Annotated in this window: 12 protein-coding genes and 1 pseudogene; 4 read left to right on the top strand and 9 right to left on the bottom strand. The window is 69.6% G+C overall.

Annotated features, from left to right (window positions below):
* Positions 1–124 precede the first annotated feature (124 nt).
* A complete protein-coding gene (locus QFZ76_RS31230) occupies positions 125–1,018 on the top strand; it encodes a DUF4429 domain-containing protein (protein WP_307676818.1) in 894 nt (297 codons plus the stop codon).
* Between the two features lie 26 nt (positions 1,019–1,044).
* Here the strand turns inward: QFZ76_RS31230 and QFZ76_RS31225 are convergent, their stop codons facing one another.
* Positions 1,045–1,854: a class II aldolase/adducin family protein gene (locus QFZ76_RS31225; protein ID WP_307676817.1), complete on the bottom strand. Its 810-nt coding sequence runs from the start codon at positions 1,852–1,854 to the stop codon at positions 1,045–1,047.
* A gap of 142 nt (positions 1,855–1,996) precedes the next feature.
* On the opposite strand from QFZ76_RS31225, the gene QFZ76_RS31220 reads away from it, so the two are divergent.
* A complete protein-coding gene (locus QFZ76_RS31220; RefSeq protein ID WP_307676816.1) occupies positions 1,997–2,464 on the top strand; it encodes a pyridoxamine 5'-phosphate oxidase family protein in 468 nt (155 codons plus the stop codon).
* Positions 2,465–2,482: 18 nt separating this feature from the next.
* Here the strand turns inward: QFZ76_RS31220 and guaA are convergent, their stop codons facing one another.
* Complete coding sequence (gene guaA, locus QFZ76_RS31215; protein WP_307676815.1) at positions 2,483–4,063, bottom strand: glutamine-hydrolyzing GMP synthase; 1,581 nt, start codon at positions 4,061–4,063, stop codon at positions 2,483–2,485.
* 304 nt (positions 4,064–4,367) lie between these two features.
* Here guaA and QFZ76_RS31210 point away from each other — a divergent pair, with 304 nt between their 5' ends.
* Complete coding sequence (locus QFZ76_RS31210; protein ID WP_307676814.1) at positions 4,368–4,649, top strand: chorismate mutase; 282 nt, start codon at positions 4,368–4,370, stop codon at positions 4,647–4,649.
* Between the two features lie 606 nt (positions 4,650–5,255).
* On the opposite strand, the gene QFZ76_RS31205 is transcribed toward QFZ76_RS31210, so the two are convergent.
* Complete coding sequence (locus QFZ76_RS31205; RefSeq protein WP_307676813.1) at positions 5,256–6,434, bottom strand: hypothetical protein; 1,179 nt, start codon at positions 6,432–6,434, stop codon at positions 5,256–5,258.
* Between the two features lie 229 nt (positions 6,435–6,663).
* Between QFZ76_RS31205 and QFZ76_RS31200 the strand changes: the two genes are divergently transcribed.
* Complete coding sequence (locus QFZ76_RS31200) at positions 6,664–7,695, top strand: LAETG motif-containing sortase-dependent surface protein (RefSeq protein ID WP_307676812.1); 1,032 nt, start codon at positions 6,664–6,666, stop codon at positions 7,693–7,695.
* A gap of 103 nt (positions 7,696–7,798) precedes the next feature.
* Here the strand turns inward: QFZ76_RS31200 and QFZ76_RS31195 are convergent, their stop codons facing one another.
* The 6 genes and pseudogenes from QFZ76_RS31195 to QFZ76_RS51880 form a co-directional block, all read right to left on the bottom strand.
* Positions 7,799–9,577, bottom strand: coding sequence for a GMC oxidoreductase (locus tag QFZ76_RS31195; RefSeq protein WP_307676811.1), 1,779 nt, complete (start codon positions 9,575–9,577; stop codon positions 7,799–7,801).
* Positions 9,578–9,606: 29 nt separating this feature from the next.
* On the bottom strand, positions 9,607–11,220 hold the full coding sequence (locus QFZ76_RS31190; protein WP_307676810.1) for a succinic semialdehyde dehydrogenase: 1,614 nt from the start codon (positions 11,218–11,220) through the stop codon (positions 9,607–9,609).
* A gap of 137 nt (positions 11,221–11,357) precedes the next feature.
* Entirely contained in the window at positions 11,358–13,082 is a 1,725-nt protein-coding gene (locus QFZ76_RS31185) for a serine/threonine-protein kinase (protein WP_307676809.1), read from the bottom strand.
* Positions 13,083–13,168: 86 nt separating this feature from the next.
* A complete protein-coding gene (locus tag QFZ76_RS31180) occupies positions 13,169–13,624 on the bottom strand; it encodes a hypothetical protein (protein ID WP_307676808.1) in 456 nt (151 codons plus the stop codon).
* 27 nt (positions 13,625–13,651) lie between these two features.
* Complete coding sequence (locus tag QFZ76_RS31175) at positions 13,652–14,599, bottom strand: Hint domain-containing protein (RefSeq protein WP_307676807.1); 948 nt, start codon at positions 14,597–14,599, stop codon at positions 13,652–13,654.
* A 294-nt stretch (positions 14,600–14,893) separates the two neighbouring features.
* Positions 14,894–14,980, bottom strand: a pseudogene (locus tag QFZ76_RS51880) (hypothetical protein); the annotation flags it as partial.
* Positions 14,981–14,996 lie beyond the last annotated feature (16 nt).

The raw sequence follows: 14,996 nt of genomic DNA, 5'->3' as shown, positions 1-14,996 counted from the left end.
GCCTCACAACTCACGTGCGATGACAGCGAATTGTGCCCTACGCAACACGCCCCGTGCGGGGCAGGTCCGGTCAGGGCGGTGGAAGGCCGGTTCGCCGTGTTGACCCGGCTGCGAGAATTTCCCCATGGCCGAGATCATCCAGCGCGACGGGACCTGGGCCTTCGACGGGAGCACGGTCAGGATCACGCCGGGACTCCACCGCTCCGTGCCGCTGTTCCGGCAGACGTACGGCGAGATCGCCGTGCCCCTGGAGGCCATCTCGGGCGTCGCCTTCGAGCCCGAACGCAAGCGCGGCCGGCTGCGTATGCGGCTGCGCGAGGGCGCCGACCCGCTCCTGCACGCGACGGGCGGCCGCCTGCCCGACCCGGCCGATCCGTACCGGCTGCTGGTGGAGGTGGACCGGGCGGGAGTCGCGGAGTACGTGGCCGAGGAGATCCGCCGCTCGCTGCTCCTGGACCAGATCCCCACGGAGCCGACCAAGGCCTACCTCCTGCCCGGCCCGCCGGTCCCGGTCTCGGTCCGCTCCTCGGACGGCACGGTCTCCTTCGACGGCACCCGGGTGCGGATCGACTGGGCGGACACCTCGGACCGGGTCAAGCGGGCGACCGGCCCCCGCATCATCGGCCTCGGCGATCTCGTCCAGGTCGAGTGGTTGCCCAACTCCGGTTACGAGGACGGCTTCCTGCGCTTCGTGACCCGCGAGACGACCTTCTCCAAGCTGCCGCCCGAGAAGGACCCGTACGCCCTGGACCTGTGGGGCAGCGCCCGCCGCGACCTGCTCACGGCCCTCGTCGCCACCGCGGTCACGGCCCGCCTGCCGCACCCCTCCACCCGCGTCGCCGTCGAGAACGGCGAGCAGGCCGCCCGGCGCCCGCTGACGGCGGCCGTACCGCCCCAGGCCGACCATCACGACGTCCTCCTGAGGCGGCTGCGGGAGCTGGGCGAGCTGCACCGGGACGGGGTGCTCACGGACGAGGAGTTCGCGATGACGAAGGCCGCCGTCCTACGAGGATTCTGAGAGGTTTCCGGGAGGGTTCTGAGGCGTCAGCTCAGCAGATCGGGCTCGCTGCGGCTGATGTCCTGCCACATCGGCTGGTAGTTGATCCACGCCACCAGGTCGCCGCCCAGCTGCTCCCGGGTGGCCACGGCCGCCTTGTGGTCGATCAGGACAGGCCGTCCGGCCGCCTTCGCGGCGAGCTGGACCTGGCAGGACCGTTCCAGGGACAGGAACCACCAGGCCGCCGCGTCCACCGAGTCGCCGACCGTCAGCAGCCCGTGGTTGCGCAGCACGAGCGCCTTGCGGGTACCGAGGGCGGTGGCGATGCGCCGGCCCTCGTCGGCGTCGACGGCGACGCCGGTGTAGGCGTCGTAGAGAGCGTGGTCCTCGTAGAACGCGCAGCTCTCCTGCGTGATCGGGTCCAGGAAGTCGCCCAGGGCCGACAGGGCCCGGCCGTGCACCGAATGGCAGTGGGCGACCGCGACGACGTCGGGGCGGGCGGCGTGCACCTGGACGTGCACGGTGAAGGCCGCCTGGTTGACGTGGTAGCGGCCCTCGATCACCTGGCCCTCGGAGTTGGCGAGGACCAGGTCACTCACCGTGACGTGCTTGAACGGCATTCCGAACGGGTTGACCCAGAAACAGTCGCTGTACTCCGGATCACGGGCGGTGATGTGCCCCGAGACCCCGTCCTCGAAGCCGAGCCGCCCGAAGATCCGCAGCGCGCCCGCGAGCCGTTCCTTGCGGTGCCGGCGTTCGTCGTCGACCGATTCGTGCATCGGCGGCATGGCGAACCGGAGCCGGTCGGTGGGGAGCGGCTGGGGTGGAGTGGGCCCGGCTTCGGGCGTCCCGTGCATGTGTCGTCCTCCAGCACTGGGTGGGTGTACGGGGCGGAAGTTACCGTCGGTCAGCGCAGGAGAACAGCGCTGGTGGGTAAAGATGACGCACCCGGCCGATACTCGACAGAAGATGTCGGGTATCGGCGGAAGACTGGCTGATATGAACTGGGCAGCTTTCTCCTCCGCGGAACCCGACCTGGCGAAAACCGTCGAAGAACGCTTCGGCGCCTATACCCACCACATCCTCGCGACCCTCCGCAAGGACGGTTCGCCGCGCACCACCGGCCTCGAGGTGCGTTTCCTGAACGGTGAGCTGTGGCTGGGCATGATGCCGGATTCGCTCAAGGCGCTCGACCTGCGCCGCGACCCGCGGTTCGCACTTCAGGCGAACCCCGGGGACGGCACCGGCATGGGCGGCGGCGACGTCCGGATCAGCGGACGGGCGATCGAGGTGGACGATCCGGAAACCAAGGCCAGGTACGTCGAAGAGGTGGAACCGCCGGAGCCGCTCCACCTCTTCCGCACCGAGCTGACGGAGGTCGTACGGACCTACGTCGAGGACGACAGGTACCTGGTCGTCCAGGTCTGGAAGCCGGGAGCGCCGGTGCGCACGCTCAAGCGGACCTGACCTTCAAGAACGGGAGACTCACTCCCACTCGATGGTGCCCGGCGGCTTGCTCGTCACATCGAGCACGACGCGGTTGACGTCCGCGACCTCGTTCGTGATCCGCGTCGAGATCTTCGCGAGGACGTCGTACGGCAGTCGCGACCAGTCGGCCGTCATGGCGTCCTCGGAGGAGACGGGCCGCAGGACGATCGGGTGGCCGTAGGTACGGCCGTCGCCCTGGACGCCGACGCTGCGGACGTCCGCGAGCAGGACCACCGGGCACTGCCAGATGTCCCGGTCGAGGCCGGCCGCGGTGAGCTCCTCGCGGGCGATGGCGTCGGCGTCACGGAGCAGGTCGAGCCGCTCCTTGGTGACCTCGCCGACGATGCGGATGCCCAGGCCGGGGCCGGGGAACGGCTGGCGCTGGACGATCTCGTCGGGCAGGCCGAGCTCCTGGCCGACCATCCGGACCTCGTCCTTGAACAGCTTGCGCAGCGGCTCGATCAGCTGGAACTCGAGGTCCTCCGGCAGCCCGCCCACGTTGTGGTGGGACTTGATGTTGGCGGTGCCCGTACCGCCACCGGACTCGACCACGTCGGGGTAGAGCGTCCCCTGGACGAGGAACTCGACCGCCGGACCCTCGTCGGCGATGATCTCCGCCTGCGCCTGCTCGAAGACCCGGATGAACTCCCGGCCGATGATCTTCCGCTTCTCCTCGGGGTCGGAGACTCCCTTCAGAGCGGACAGGAACCGCTCCTCCGCGTCCACGACCTTCAGCTGGACGCCGGTCGCGGCCACGAAGTCCTTCTCGACCTGCTCGGTCTCGCCCCTGCGCATCAGGCCGTGGTCGACGTACACGCAGGTCAGCTGGGAGCCGATGGCCTTCTGGACGAGGGCGGCGGCGACGGCGGAGTCCACGCCGCCGGACAGACCGCAGATGGCACGCCGGTCGCCGACCTGCTCGCGGATGGCGGCGACCTGCTCCTCGATCACGTTGCCCGTGGTCCAGTTCGGAGTCAGGCCGGCGCCCCGGTACAGGAAGTGCTCCAGCACCAGCTGGCCGTGCGTGGAGTGCATGACCTCGGGGTGGTACTGGACGCCGTACAGCTTCTTCTCGTCGTTCTCGAAGGCCGCGACCGGGACGACGTCCGTGGAGGCCGTGACGGAGAAGCCCTCGGGGGCGGCGGAGCAGGCGTCGCCGTGCGACATCCACACCGACTGCTCGTCCGGGGTGCCCTCGAAGAGGGTGGAGGACGACCTGGAGACGTGCAGCTCCGTACGGCCGTACTCGCGGGCGCCGGTGTTGTCGACGGTGCCGCCGAGGGTCTGCGCCATCAGCTGGAAGCCGTAGCACATGCCGAAGACGGGGACGCCGGCCTCGAAGATCTCGCGGTCGAGGCGGGGGGCCTCGTCGGCGTACACCGAGGAGGGGCCGCCGGAGAGGACGATCGCCGCCGGGTTCTTGGCGAGCATCTCCGCCACCGGCATGGTGCTCGGCACGATCTCGCTGTAGACCCGGGCCTCGCGGACGCGACGGGCGATGAGCTGGGCGTACTGCGCGCCGAAGTCGACGACCAGGACGGTGTCGGGGACGGTGGCAGCGGGGGTCGCTGATGACACGGGGTGCCTTCCGGCGGTCGGGCGGGGTCTGTGGTTACCGATTCTAACGGGGTGGACGTGGGACCTCGGTCAGAGGAAAAGAAGCCGTGGCATACTGGGCCCATGCTCACGCACCCGACCTTCCTCTTTACCTATGGCACCCGGCCCGCCGGCTGCCATGGTCGTGCTGCTTGAGCTACTGACAAGCGACTTCCCAGGCGCCCCGGGCCGACAAGGCCCGGGGCGCCTGTCGTTTCCCGGGTCCTGTCGCTCCGGGGCACCTCGACCCGTCCCCACGCCATCCCACCGAATGAGGAGCCCCGACATGACCGCCACCGACGTGACCGGCGCCCGTACCCCCGAGGCCGCCGATGTGATCTCCGGCGCGCGTGAGCGCATCGACGCGCTGGACGACCGGATCATCGGTCTGATCCAGGAACGGATGGCCGTGTCCGCCGTCATCCAGGAGGCGCGGATCTCCTCCGGCGGCCGGCGCGTGAACCTCTCCCGCGAGATGGACGTCCTCAGCCACTACAGGGACGCGCTGGGAAAGCCCGGTACGTCCCTCGCGATGACGCTCCTCGAACTGTGCCGGGGTCGTATCTGAGTTCGGGCCACCTCTCACCCGTACGGCGCGTGACCGGGACGCGAAGCCCTTCGTTGGTGGTGGTGTCCGTGCCAGCCAGGGGCGGGCCCGAAAGAACCACGCGTGGCTCGCTGGAGCGATGAGACGTACGGATCGTGCTGTGCGTCGTGGGACCTCGTTCCGGACAAGTGACCGGACGGCAGGGGACAGCTGGTCCGGTCACCCAAGAGAACGGTCGGCTCCGGGGACGCCCGGAGCCGACCGGCGGGACGTCCACATCAAAATGTCCGAGTCAAAATGTCCAAGTCTGAGTCAAACGGTTGCGGCGGCGGCATCCATCCAGCACGATGCCTGAAAAGCCCCCAAGTCCCCCCGTAGACAACTGCATTACGTGCACTGCCGTACTGCCAAAGGTCGAGACCAACCGTGCGCCCCGCATGCGCCGGGGCGCCGACCCGGAGCACACAGGCAAGCGGCGCAACCCCCCGGCGCCGCTCCCCAGGCACCGACGCTGCCCTGACGTCGGTGCTGACGAGAGAAGGGCCCCGCGGCTTCGGCCTGCGGGGCCCTTCGCATGCCCGGCGCCGAGCGGACCGCCGTCGAGCGGACCGCCGTCGGCGCCCGGTGTCAGGTGCGGGACACCGTCCCGCACCCCCCGCCGGCCCCGATTTCGCGGCTGCGGTCGTACGGGTCCACCAGCGGCCCGTTCGACGGGTCGTCCGAGACGGCGTCCGAGGAGAACTGCGGGTGCAGATAGCCGTCGTGGATCTCGCAGGCCGTGTTGCCGACGTCCCGGTCGTAGCGCAGGACGTTCAGGCGGTCGGGGGTGGACACATAGCGGGTGGGGTCGAGGAGCTCGACTTCGAGGACGCGGCGCACGATGGTGCGGGTGACCTCGGTGGAACCGTCGGTGCGGACGACCGGGTAGACGAAGGTGTAGTCGGCGCGCACAGCCACCCCGTCCTGGTCGCCCTTCTCGAACGTCATCCGGCCGCGCGTCTTGATCACGTCGCCGACGAGTCGTACCTCGGCGGGGTCGAAGCGGGTGAGCAGGTCCAGCGGGTCGTGCTCCTGGTCGGGCGCGCGCAGGGACCGGTTCAGGTCGTCGACGAACTCCGGCTGCTTGGGGTCGAGGACCGCGAGGGCGGCGTCGGGGCGTTCGCCACGTACGGTCTTCGGGTCCAGGTTGGCTCCGACCAGCAGTTTCTTGGTCAGCCGGAGCGCTGTCCCGACCCGGTCCTTCGACATCCCGCCGACGGCCTTCGCCTCCGGCAGGACGATGCCGGCGGCCCCGTCGGCCCACTCCAGGGCCGGGGAACCGGCGAACGGCTCGTCCAGAGTGGGGATTTCGGCGTCCGCGGCGGCCGGGGGTGCGGTCGGGGCCGCGGTCTCCTCGCCCAGGGGTGAAGCGGCGGCGGTGTCCGGTGTCCCCGTGCCGAAGGGGTCGCCCGGGAGCAGGGACGGCTTCATCGCCACGACGGCCACCGCGACGGCGACGGGTATGCCGATGACCGCCCACAGCCGGCGGCGCCGGATGGTACGACCGTTCGTCTCCTGCCAGGCCGGACCCGTGCGCCAGCCCTCGGGCAGCTCACCCCGCGCCTCCTGCTGCCGCAGCCGCTCGGTCACCATGCGGGCGCGGGCGGACGGCTCCTTCGGGGCCTCGGCACGTATGCCGCGTTCGCTGTCCTGGACGAACTTCTCCCACACCTCGTCGGGTACGGAGGAGGAGTGGGTGGAGGCGTCATTGGAGTCGCCCCCCTCACCCGAACCGGATCTCGGCTCTTCGGACGATCTGTCGGCCACGGTGCCGGACGCCTTTCTGCGAGTGGAATTCCGAGCAGCTGAGCGTACGTCAGCTCCGATTCCGCCCGTCCGGTGATCCAGGTCACATAAAAATCCTGTGAGGGTGAGGGCAACCATTCACAGGCTTCGCGGATCACACCATGCGAACCAAGGGCCACACCCGCGCCCCACACGCGGAGGCCTCCCAAGCGTGTTGCCGCCCGCGGCACACCGGATTTTCGAGGTCTTCATGAAGCTTCGCCGCGCCATGGCCGCAGCGGCCGCGACGGCCGTCATAGCCCCGCTCGCCCTGCTCTCCGCCCCCACCGCGTTCGCGACGGACGGCGAGACCCCGGGCACGACGACGAGCAGCCCGGCCACGGACACCAGCAGCCCCGCTGCCGACACCAGCAGCCCGGCCACGGACACCAGCTCCCCCGCCGCGGACACCAGCAGCCCGGCCGCCGACACCAGCAGCCCGGCCGCGGACACCAGCTCCCCCGCCGCGGACACGAGCACCCCGGCCGGCAGCGAGAGCTCCCCGGCCGCCTCCCCCTCGCCGAGCGCCAGCGCCAGCGCGCCCGAGGACCCGGCGCTCTGTGTCGACGAGGACGGCAACAGCACCGCCGAGCTCAGCGAGGACGTCCGCAGCGGCCTGTCCGGGCTGCCCGAGACGATCGTCGCCGGCAGCGGGTGGACCGGCTTCGCGTTCAACGTGTCCAACCGCGGTGACGACGAGATCAAGGACATCAAGCCGCTCATCGGCGTCGCCGCGTTCGGCTGGGACGACGCGGCGGACTACTCCGGCGAGATCAAGGTCCAGGTCTTCAACAAGTCCACCGGTTCCTGGGACACGATCGCGGACGCCGCGGGCGAGGGCGGCACGTTCCCCTCGTTCTCGCTCGGCGCGGGCCAGTCGATCTCGTACAAGCTGCGGCTCAGTGTCAGCGGCAAGGTGCCGGACTCGCTCGGCCTGACCGGCGGTCTCGCCGAGTACGCGGACGACGAGGGCTGCTGGGTCGCCGACGACCCGAACGGCTGGGTCTACGTCTTCGACATCCTCGCCGCCGGCTCCGACGCCGGTGACCCGAACGACGCCAAGCCGCAGGGTGGCAAGACGGACCTCACGGACGTCAACGAGGTCTCCGCCACCGGCACCCTCGCCGAGACCGGTTCCAGCTCCACGCTGCCGATGATCGGCCTCCTGGGCGGCGTCGCGGTCGTCGCCGGTGCGGGCGCGGTGTTCGTGGTGCGCCGCCGGAAGGCCGGCGTCGAGGCGTAACCGCCCCACAGGGCCCAGCGAGGCTCATCACAAGAACAGAGAAGGACCTGCACTCGGAGGGGGGTGCAGGTCCTTCTCTTTGTGTACGGCGGTCCGCTCGGCGTTACTTCTTCGGCGGCACCGCCGGTATCCCCAGGAACGGCAGCTTCAGCGCGCCGAAGGCGTCCGCCGGGACCGCCGGGGACTTGGGCTCGACCGGCTTGAGGCGTTCGTACGTCTCGCCCTGCGCCGGACGCGGGTCCGCCTCGCCCTTGTTGGGCCAGTACGACATCGCGCGCTCGGCCTGGGCGGTGATGGTGAGCGAGGGGTTCACTCCCAGGTTGGCGGAGACCGCGGAGCCGTCGACGACCGAGATGCCGGGGTGGCCGTAGAGGCGGTGGTACGGGTCGATGACGCCGGTGTCGCGGGAGGCGCCGATCGGGCAGCCGCCGAGGAAGTGCGCGGTGAGCGGGGTGCCCATCAGTTCGCCCACGTTGGAGCCGGCGAAGCCGTTGATCTCGGCGGCGATCGCCGACGCGCCCTCCGAGGCGGCCCTGATCTGCTTGGGGTTCGGGGAGCCGTGACCCTGGCGGGCCGTGAGCAGGCCCTTCCCCACGCCGTCCGGTTTCAGGTACGTCGTCAGGGAGTTGTCCAGCGACTGCATCACCAGGCCGATGATGGTCTTCTCCGACCAGCGGCGGTTGGAGAGGGAACGCAGCACCAGGCCGGGGTGGCGGGCCGCGTTCCGCAGCCAGGCCAGGACCCGGGAGGAGCCCTCGGCGTACGGGACCTGGAGGATCGACAGGCCGCCCATCGAGTTGGAGCCCTTGCCGTAGCGGACCGGCTCGATGTGGGTGTTCTCGTCCGGGTGGATGGACGAGGTGATGGCCACCCCGCGCGTGAAGTCGACCTTCCGCTCGCCCGTCACCTTGCGGTAGCGGCGGTCGCTGGTCTGCGCGCCGACCAGCGCCTCGGAGTTGGTACGGGTCAGCTCGCCCAGCTTCTCGGACAGGTACGGCAGTTGGCCGCCCGCCTTCATCCGGTGCAGCAGGGTCTGCGTGCCGTAGGTGCCGGCCGCGAGGACCATCCGGCGGGCCCTGAAGGTCCGGCCCTTCGCCTTGCGGCGCGCGTCGGTCGGCAGGGTGGCTATCGCGTAGCCGCCCCGCGAGTCGTCCGTGACCGAGACGACCGTCGTCAGCGGGTGCACGACCGCGCCCGCCTTCTCGGCGAGGTACAGGTAGTTCTCGTTGAGGGTGTTCTTCGCGCCGTGCCGGCAGCCGGTCATGCACTCGCCGCACTCGTTGCAGGCCTTGCGGGCCGGTCCCGCGCCGCCGAAGTAGGGGTCGTCCACCTGCTCACCGGGTTTGGCCTTTGTGGCGCCGTCCGCGTCCTCACCGTCCCCGAAGAACACGCCGACCGGCGCCATGTGGAAGCTGTCGCCCACGCCCATCCGCTCGGCGGCCGCCTTGAGGTGGACGTCGGACGGGGTCATCGTCGGGTTGAGGCGTACGCCGAGCATGCGCCGCGCCTGGTCGTAGTACGGCGCCAGCTCCTCCTGCCAGTCGGTGATGTCCCGCCACTGCGCGTCCTCGAAGAACGGCTTCGGCGGTACGTAGAGGGTGTTGGCGTAGTTGAGGGAGCCACCGCCGACGCCTGCGCCCGCCAGGACCATGACGTTGCCCAGCAGGTGGATGCGCTGGATGCCGTACATGTTGAGCTTGGGCGCCCACAGGTAGTTCTTCAGGTCCCAGGAGTTCCTGGGGAGGGTTTCGCGGGTGAAGCGGCGGCCGGCCTCCAGGACGCCTACGGTGTAGCCCTTTTCCGTCAGGCGCAGGGCGGTCACCGAACCGCCGAAGCCGGATCCGACGACGATGACGTCGTAGTCGTAGGCGTCCTGGGGCACGTGCTCTCCTCGTTGAGAACGGGTGGTGTCTAGCGGAAGCGGAACGCCTTCATCAGGCGGAGGCTCCTGCTCATGAACTGCGCGTACTGCTCGTCGTCCATCCCCAGCGAGGGGGCCAGCGGCAGCAGCCGCTGCTGGGCCACCGTCTGGGCCTCGGTGTACTTGAGGAGGCCCTCGGAGCCGTGGCGGCGGCCGAGGCCGGAGTCCTTCATGCCGCCCATCGGGGACTGGAGGCTGCCGTAGGCGGCGGCGTAGCCCTCGTTGACGTTGACGGTGCCGGTGCGCAGGCGGGCGGCGATGGCGCGGCCGCGGCGGCCGTCCTTGGTCCAGACGGCGGAATTCAGGCCGTACGGCGTGGAGTTGGCGTGCTCGACCGCCTCGTCCTCCGTCTTGAAGCGGTAGATGGAGACGACCGGGCCGAAGGTCTCCTCCGCGCAGACGGCCATCGGGGCCTCGACGCCGTCGAGGATGGTCGGCTCGAAGAAGTACGGGCCGATGTCCGGGCGGGCCACCCCGCCGGCGACGACCTTCGCGCCCTTGGCGACGGCCTCCTCGACGTGCCGGGTGACGGTCTCCAACTGCCGGTCCCCGACCAGGGAGCCCATGTCGGCGCCGTACGCGAGGGACGTGCCGAGCCGCATCGCCTTCGTGCGGGCGGCGAAGCGCTCCAGGAAGGCGTCGGCGATCGACTCGTGGACGTACAGCCGCTCGATGGAGACGCAGAGTTGGCCGGCGGAGGAGAAGCAGGCGCGGACCGCGCCCGCGGCCGCCTTCTCGATGTCGGCGTCCTCCAGGACCAGCATGGCGTTCTTGCCGCCGAGTTCGAGGGAGACGCCGACCAGGCGGGCGGCGGCGGCCTGGGCGACCTCGCGGCCGGTGCGGGTGGAGCCGGTGAAGGAGACGTAGTCGGCGTGCTTGACGACCTCGGGGCCGACGACCGGGCCCTCTCCGAGGACGACCTGGAAGACCTCGGCGGGCAGACCGGCCTCGATGAGCAGGTCGCGGGCCCACAGCGCGGTGAGGCACGTCTCCGTGTCGGGCTTCATCACGACCGCGTTGCCCGCGACGAAGGCGGGCAGCGCGTCGCCGACGGAGAGTTCGAGGGGGTAGTTCCACGGGGCGATCTGGCCGACGACACCGCGCGGGTGACGCAGTTCGGTGACCTTGGTGAGGGTCGGGACGGCGCCGGTGTGCCGCTTCGGCTTCAGATACGCGGTGGCCCGGCGGCCGTAGTGCCGAGCCGCGACGGCTACGGCCTGCACCTCCTCGTGGGCGTGCAGCCGGGCCTTGCCGGTCTCCAGCTGGATCAGGTCGAGGACCTCGGCCTGGCGTTCGAGGACCAGGTCGTGGAAGCGGAGCAGAACGGCGGCACGCTGCCGTATCGGCGTCTGCGCCCACACCGCCTGCGCCCTGCGCGCGGCCTCGAAGGCCTTCTGTACGTCCTCGGGCGTGGACTCGGGCAGGTCCGCCAGCTTCTCGCCGGTGAACGGGGTGTGGTTCGCGGTCCGGCCGGAGCCGGCCACGCCCTTGGTGAGCTGGGCGACCAGCTCCGGGGTGACCACGTCCGCTGCGGTGCGGGCGCCCTCGGGGGCGGGGGCGATGGGGTTCGTACCGGTCTTGGCCGGGGCCTGCGCGTCGGTCATGAGCCGCAGAGTATGACGTGGGGAAGGCTTTGTGTACCCGTCGGTAATAGTGATTCACCGAGCGCTCACACGGTGCCAGTGGCCGCTGGCAGGGAATGCGCTGATCAGGGCGTTGGCCGGTGGCTGCCGCCGGGAGGTCAGCTGCTTCCGCCGCTTCCGTCGTTTCCGATCTCGAGACGGCCACGGGCCGACTTGAACACCGCCGTGCCCTTCTTCTCGTCCGCCGTTCCCTTGGGCATGTCCACGCGCAGCTCGTACATCCGGCTGTCGGGGGTGCGGATCATCAGCTGCATGACCCGGGTGGGGCGACCGTCCCGGTCGTACGTGGTGTCCGCGAGCGCCGCCTCGTAGCCGTGGAAGCTGGTGCGGGTCTTCTGCGTGCTCGCGTCCCCGTTGCGGCTGCCCCAGGTGTCCTGTGCCGCCTGCGCCTGGGCCATCGGGGAGCGGGGGGCCTTGTCCCACTGGGTGAGGCGGAGCTGGATGGTGTCGTCGAGGTCGTAGACGACGAAGCGGGAAGGGTCCTCGGCGCCGCCTTCGCGGGCGGTCTCCTCGTAGGCGGCGGGGAGGGCGAGGGTGGCGTTCATGGCCGGCTCGCGGTGGGTTGTCCAGGAGGCGGTGGGAGTGGGAGTGGGGGTGGGGGTGGAGATTGGAGTGCTTGGGCTGTGGCGGGGGGTCAGTTCAGCGGCTGAGCCGCTCTCGGTCTCCGTGAAGTAGGTGGACGTTCCCAGCCATATGCCGCCGACGAGGAGGGCGGCGAGCAGGGCGGCGGGGGCCGGGCGGCGGAGGAAGCGGCGCTTGGACTTCGAGGCCGGCTTCGGGGCAGCGGTGGTTTCCGGTGCGGGTGCGGGAGTTGTGAGAGCGGATACGGATGCGGGGGTTTCGGGTGCCGGTGGTTCGGGCGTCGGGTCGGGCGGCCGTACGGCCATCCCCAGCCCCATCGTCCCGGTGTCCTCCGCCAGCTCCCTGAGCCCCGACGCGTCCTGCTCCCCCACCCCGGAGGGACCCGGCACCGGCCACCCCTCCGCCACCGCCTCCAGCGCCACGGCGACCTCCGCCGCGCCCGGGCGCCGCTCGGGCTCCCTGTCCAGCAGCCGCACGATGAGCGGACCGAGCGGACCGGCCTGCTTGGGCTCAGGCGTGTCGGCGGCGAGGATCGCGGCGAGGGTGGACTCCAGGGTCGTACGGCGGAAGGGGGACCAGCCCTCCACGGCGGCGTACAGCAGTACGCCCAGCGACCACAGGTCGGAGGCGGGGCCGGCGGGGCCACCCCGGCCGGACATCCGCTCGGGTGCGATGAACTCCAGCGAGCCGACGAACTCGCCGCTGACGGTGAGGGATTCCTCGCCCTGGATGTGGGCGATGCCGAAGTCCGTGAGGACGACCCGGTGGTGCGGGCCGAGCAGGACGTTCGCGGGCTTGACGTCCCGGTGCACGATGCCGACGGAGTGCGCGGCGCGCAGGGCGCCGAGGACGGCGAGGCCGATGCGGGCGGACTCGGCAGGTTCGAGCGGCCCGCGCTGGAGCACTTCGTGGAGGGACTCGCCGCGGACCAACTCCATGACAATCCACGGGAGTCCGTCCTCTTCCTCCGCGACGACGTCATGAATGGTGACGGCGGAGGGATGGTCGACCCGGGCGGCGGCGCGGGCCTCGCGGTAGAGCCGGTGGGCCGCCCTCTGATGACTCTCGTCCTCGGGATCCCCGGGCAGCCGCGGCTGCTTGACGGCGACCTCCCGCCCGACCAGCTCGTCGACGGCCCGCCACACGGTGCCCATCCCACCGGATCCGATCCGCTCGACCAGCCGGTAACGCCCCCCGACTATCCGGCCCTTGCCGCCTCCGGAGTCACCGTCGTTGCTCATGCCCCATGAGTACCTTGCGGGGTGGCCGCTTGTCGACGTGGGTCAGGGGTGGGCGGACGCGGTGGGCTTTGGTGGAGCACACACCGCTACCGGAGCGTGAACACTCCTTGCACATCCACCTGCGCGTAGGGTTTCACATGATCCGGATGAACGGTCTCCGGTATGAACTCGACCAACTTTCGAACCGATGCAGCAATGTTTCGCATGAACTCCGACAGGTGCTGAATCTCAGTTGGGTCCGAGATGAGGTGCGGGCTGCACTGAAAATCAATCAGGTCCACCCCCACGAAATCCGTCGTCCACACCTGCGCGCCTACGGCAACCTCGAGCGAGTAGACACTGTCGAAGCTCTTACCGAAAGTGTCTGCGCCGAGATTGAGTGCGGCCGGTTTTCCATGAACCGAAAACTTCATGGGGTAGCCGGATGCGAGCAACCCGTCAACTGCCGCCTGCCAATCTCGGAGCGTAGTCGATTTCACACAAATTTCGACTACACCCCCTTCCTGGCCGAGTCGCTGAAGGAGTGCCGATTCCTTGTCCACGTCAAACACCTCCTCGAAGCAGTCCCGCTATCTGTAACTCGGATGATCAATGAACCCGATGAAGTCCCCACCGCTACTCCATCGCGCGCCCACATCGGGCAACGAAATCTCGATGACATCGCCATGGTCCGAGTGCGTATAGTCCCTCCTGGCCGACTTCGGATTGGTGAGAATATCCTCCACCAGATATTCGGACATATCCTTGCGGTCTTTACCGGAGTTCAGCGGAAGGAGCGTTGAATCGTCGCGGCCCGTCGCCTTCGTATGCTTCTGATAGGAACGGGAAGCCTCATGATCGCCTCCCGGTTTCCGGAAGGGCTTCAGGGCGCTGTTGTAAAGGTCGTCGCTGCTCGGACTGCAATTGTGTACAAGCAGTGGCGTGGCCCCCGCCAGCACATAGTACGTATGAACCTCGTCGACCGTGAGGTCATGCGTCCGCTGCCGCTTCGTGTAGTGCGCGACCGCCGTGATCTGGACGTGCGTGCCAGCGCTGGTGCGCAGGTACTGGCCGGGCTTCAGGTCGCCGGCGTTGACCCACTTCTTCAGGTCCGGGACCCAGAAGGGGTGGTGGTCCGTGGCCGTGAGGGTGGACGGGCCGTTCTTGGCCGCGACCGTGAGGGTGGTGAAGTGCTTGTCGTCCTCCGTGCTGATGGTGCGGACGATCTTGCGCTTGACCGTCCTGCCCGTCTCGGGGTCGGTGACGAGGACAACGTCACCCGTTTTCACGTCCTCGATGTTCTTGGTCGTGCCGTCGGCCAGCAGGACCTTCGTGCCCGGCAGGAAGCTGTGCTTGACCTCGCAGGACGCCGCCGATTCGAGGATGTCGTCGGCCCACTTCTGCTCCTTGCGCCACTTCTTCACCGCCCTGGCGATCTTCCACGCGCCCTTGATGAACTGGGCGCCCTTCTTGAACATCGCGGTGAACGGGATGGCCCCGATGAGCAGGTTGGCGCAGGACGAGATGCTGCCGCCCATGCAGCCCTTCGCGTCGTTCCAACCGATGTAGTCCTTGAACAGCTCCCAGCCGACCTTCTTGACGACCTCGATGACGGGCGTCTGCTTGATCGCGCGCGCCTTGCCGACGTTGACGGTCTGCTGGCTGGCGGTCGCCTGCTTGGTGACCGGGTTGTAGCCGACCGACTCCTGGACCTCCTTGGAGCAGTTGTCCAGGGAGTACTGACAGGAGTTGGGCCGGGAGCCGATCTCGGTTCCGGCGGGGTCGCTCAGGGTGACCGGGTTGTTGTTGCTGTAGGCGTAGCCGTTGAGGGACTGCGGGTCGTTCGTGTTCAGGAGCGGGTCGACGGACAGGAAGCGGCCCGCCGCCGGGTCGTACTCCCGCGCCCCGAGGTGGGTCAGGCCGGTCGTCGTGTCC

This window comes from Streptomyces sp. V4I2, assembly GCF_030817655.1.
GTDB lineage: Bacteria > Actinomycetota > Actinomycetes > Streptomycetales > Streptomycetaceae > Streptomyces > Streptomyces plumbiresistens.
The sequence above is the reverse complement of the archived record's forward strand: the minus strand, read 5'-3'. Positions and strand labels throughout refer to the sequence as shown.

Coding starts and splice junctions, on each gene's coding strand:
- QFZ76_RS31230 (WP_307676818.1), top strand. CDS start 125: ATGGCCGAGATCATCCAGCGCGACGGGACCTGGGCCTTCGACGGGAGC.
- QFZ76_RS31225 (WP_307676817.1), bottom strand. CDS start 1,854: ATGCACGGGACGCCCGAAGCCGGGCCCACTCCACCCCAGCCGCTCCCC.
- QFZ76_RS31220 (WP_307676816.1), top strand. CDS start 1,997: ATGAACTGGGCAGCTTTCTCCTCCGCGGAACCCGACCTGGCGAAAACC.
- QFZ76_RS31210 (WP_307676814.1), top strand. CDS start 4,368: ATGACCGCCACCGACGTGACCGGCGCCCGTACCCCCGAGGCCGCCGAT.
- QFZ76_RS31200 (WP_307676812.1), top strand. CDS start 6,664: ATGAAGCTTCGCCGCGCCATGGCCGCAGCGGCCGCGACGGCCGTCATA.
- QFZ76_RS31190 (WP_307676810.1), bottom strand. CDS start 11,220: ATGACCGACGCGCAGGCCCCGGCCAAGACCGGTACGAACCCCATCGCC.
- QFZ76_RS31185 (WP_307676809.1), bottom strand. CDS start 13,082: ATGAGCAACGACGGTGACTCCGGAGGCGGCAAGGGCCGGATAGTCGGG.
- QFZ76_RS31175 (WP_307676807.1), bottom strand. CDS start 14,599: ATGGGCGGCAGCATCTCGTCCTGCGCCAACCTGCTCATCGGGGCCATC.